We start from the raw sequence: 2,540 nt of genomic DNA, 5'->3' as shown, positions 1-2,540 counted from the left end.
ACCCTGGTTGTTGCGGCCGCCCTTCTTGGGCAGCGGCACCGTCAGGGACTTCTCCGGCGTGGTCCGGGTGATCTCGACGAAGTCGGCGACCGACGAGCCACGACGGCCCGGGGTGGTCGGCTTGTACTTGCGGATAGCCATTGTCTTTTTCCTCAGTCCTCGCCCGGTCAGCCGACCTGGCCGAAGATGTCGATGCGGTGCCCCTCAGCCAGGCTGACGATCGCGCGCTTGGTGTCCTTGCGCTTGCCCAGACCGTTGCGGGTGCGACGGGTCTTGCCGTTGCGGTTCAGGGTGTTCACCGAGGTGACCTTGACGTTGAAGATCTTCTCGACCGCGATCTTGATCTCGGTCTTGTTGGCGTCGGGCCGCACGATGAAGGTGTACTTGTTCGCGTCGAGCAGGCCGTAGCTCTTCTCGGACACGACCGGCGCGATCAGGACGTCGCGGTGGTCCTTGTGCAGGGTGCTCACTTGCTGGCCTCCTTCTCGGTCGTGCCGGCGCCCACGAACGCGTCGTACGCGCCCTTGGTGAAGACCACGTCGTCGGAGGCGAGCACGTCGTAGGTGTTGATCTGGTCGACGGCCACGATGTGCACCTCGGGCGCGTTGCGCAGCGAGAGCCAGGTGACGGAGTCGGTGCGCTCGAGGACCACGAGGAACTTCGCGCGCTCGCTCAGCCCGGCCAGGGCGGCGAGGCCCGCCTTGGTGGAGGGCTTGTCACCCTCGACGAGCGCCTCCACGACGTGGATGCGGCCGTGCTGGGCGCGGTCGGAGAGCGCACCGCGCAGGGCGGCGGCCTTCATCTTCTTGGGGGTCCGCTGGTCGTAGCTGCGCGGCTGCGGGCCGTGCACGGTGCCACCACCGGCGAACTGCGGGGCGCGGGTCGAGCCCTGGCGGGCGCGGCCGGTGCCCTTCTGCTTGTAGGGCTTCTTGCCACCACCGCGGACCTCGCCGCGGGTCTTGGTGGCGTGCGTGCCCTGGCGGGCGGCGGCCTGCTGCGCGACGACGACCTGGTGGATCAGCGGCACGTTGACCGCGACGTCGAAGATCTCGGCGGGCAGGTCGACCTTGACGGTCTTGACAGACATGCTCAGGCCTCCTGGGTCTTCTTGGCGGCGGAGCGGAGGACCACGAGGCCGCCCTTGGGGCCGGGGACGGCGCCCTTGAGCAGGATCAGGCCCTTGTCGGCGTCGACCGCGTGCACGGTGATGTTCTGGGTGGTGACGGTGTCGTTACCCATGCGGCCGGCCATCCGGACGCCCTTGAACACGCGACCGGGGGTCGCGCAGGCGCCGATGGAACCGGGCTTGCGGTGGTTGCGGTGCGCACCGTGCGAGGCGGAGACACCGGCGAAGCCGTGACGCTTCATCGTGCCGGCGAAGCCCTTGCCCTTGCTGGTGCCGGTGACGTCGATCTCCTCGCCGGCGGCGAAGGTGTCGACGGCCAGCTCCTGACCGACGGTGTACTCACCGGCGGAGGCGGTGCGGATCTCGACCACGTGGCGGCGCGGGGTCGTGCCGGCCTTGGCGAAGTGCCCGGCGGACGGCTTGGTGACCTTGCGGCCCTCGATCTCGCCGAAACCGATCTGGACGGCGTTGTAGCCGTCGACCTCGGGGGTGCGGACCTGGGTGACCACGTTGGTCGCCGCGGCGACGACGGTCACGGGGACGACCTTGTTGTTCTCGTCCCAGAGCTGGGTCATGCCGAGCTTGGTGCCCAGCAGGCCCTTCACGTTGCGTTCGAAAGTCATGTCGTCTGACCTCAGAGCTTGATCTCGATGTCGACGCCCGCCGGGAGGTCCAGGCGCATGAGCGAGTCGACGGTCTTCGGCGTGGGGTCGATGATGTCGATGAGGCGCTTGTGGGTGCGCATCTCGAAGTGCTCGCGGGAGTCCTTGTACTTGTGGGGCGAGCGGATGACGCAGTACACGTTCTTCTCGGTCGGCAGCGGCACCGGGCCGGCGACCTTCGCACCCGTGCGGGTGACGGTGTCCACGATCTTGCGCGCCGAGGTGTCGATCACCTCGTGGTCATAGGCCTTGAGCCTGATGCGGATCTTCTGTCCCGCCATAGGTCTCTCTCGTCCTTCTTCGTCAGTCCTGCCGCGTGCGTGTCCCGGGACGTCCTCGGGCTTGAGTCGGTCCCGCCCTGGCTCCACCCCCACTGCGGCCGACCCCCGCGGTCGGGCGTGTCGTACATCTTGAACAGACGTCCGCGCACGCCTCAGGACCGGGATCCTGCTGCTGTGTGCTTGTGGTGGCACCCGATGGTTCATCGGGCTGATCGGGTCTCGGCTCACATCGCTGCGAGTTCCACGCATCTCTGCGAGGGATGGTGGCCGCACGCGCGACGACTGAGAGCATCTACACCAGTTGGTGCGGGAGACACGATTCAGAAGTCAAGGTGTGGCACACCCCGGCGACCCGCCGGAGCAACCGGACTATCTTGGCAGACACCCCCGCCTCGAACAAATTCGAGACCGCACCCGGGTCCGCAGCGGTCCCACGCGGTGCTCCGCCCCTCCCCCAGGAGTCTCCATGAT

At 67.7% G+C, this 2,540-nt stretch carries 4 protein-coding genes and 1 pseudogene; all 5 read right to left on the bottom strand.

From position 1 onward, the window contains the following. A pseudogene (locus tag A6Q79_RS14830) lies at positions 1-141 on the bottom strand (50S ribosomal protein L2); the annotation flags it as partial. 26 nt (positions 142-167) lie between these two features. Beyond that, positions 168-470: a 50S ribosomal protein L23 gene (gene rplW, locus A6Q79_RS14825; RefSeq protein ID WP_179532011.1), complete on the bottom strand. Its 303-nt coding sequence runs from the start codon at positions 468-470 to the stop codon at positions 168-170. Next, positions 467-1,087 carry a 50S ribosomal protein L4 gene (gene rplD, locus A6Q79_RS14820; RefSeq protein WP_317698689.1) on the bottom strand — a complete coding sequence of 207 codons (621 nt, stop codon included), beginning with the start codon at positions 1,085-1,087 and terminating at the stop codon, positions 467-469. Before rplD ends, rplW begins: the two co-directional genes overlap by 4 nt. A gap of 2 nt (positions 1,088-1,089) precedes the next feature. Continuing rightward, a complete protein-coding gene (gene rplC / locus A6Q79_RS14815; RefSeq protein WP_317698688.1) occupies positions 1,090-1,749 on the bottom strand; it encodes a 50S ribosomal protein L3 in 660 nt (219 codons plus the stop codon). An 11-nt stretch (positions 1,750-1,760) separates the two neighbouring features. After that, on the bottom strand, positions 1,761-2,069 hold the full coding sequence (gene rpsJ / locus A6Q79_RS14810) for a 30S ribosomal protein S10 (RefSeq protein WP_008360994.1): 309 nt from the start codon (positions 2,067-2,069) through the stop codon (positions 1,761-1,763). Between the last annotated feature and the right edge of the window lie 471 nt (positions 2,070-2,540).

The sequence above is a fragment of the Aeromicrobium sp. REDSEA-S32_B7 genome (assembly GCF_001626145.1).
Lineage (GTDB): Bacteria > Actinomycetota > Actinomycetes > Propionibacteriales > Nocardioidaceae > Aeromicrobium > Aeromicrobium erythreum.
Note: the sequence above shows the minus strand (reverse complement) of the source record. Positions and strands in the feature narration are given on the sequence as shown.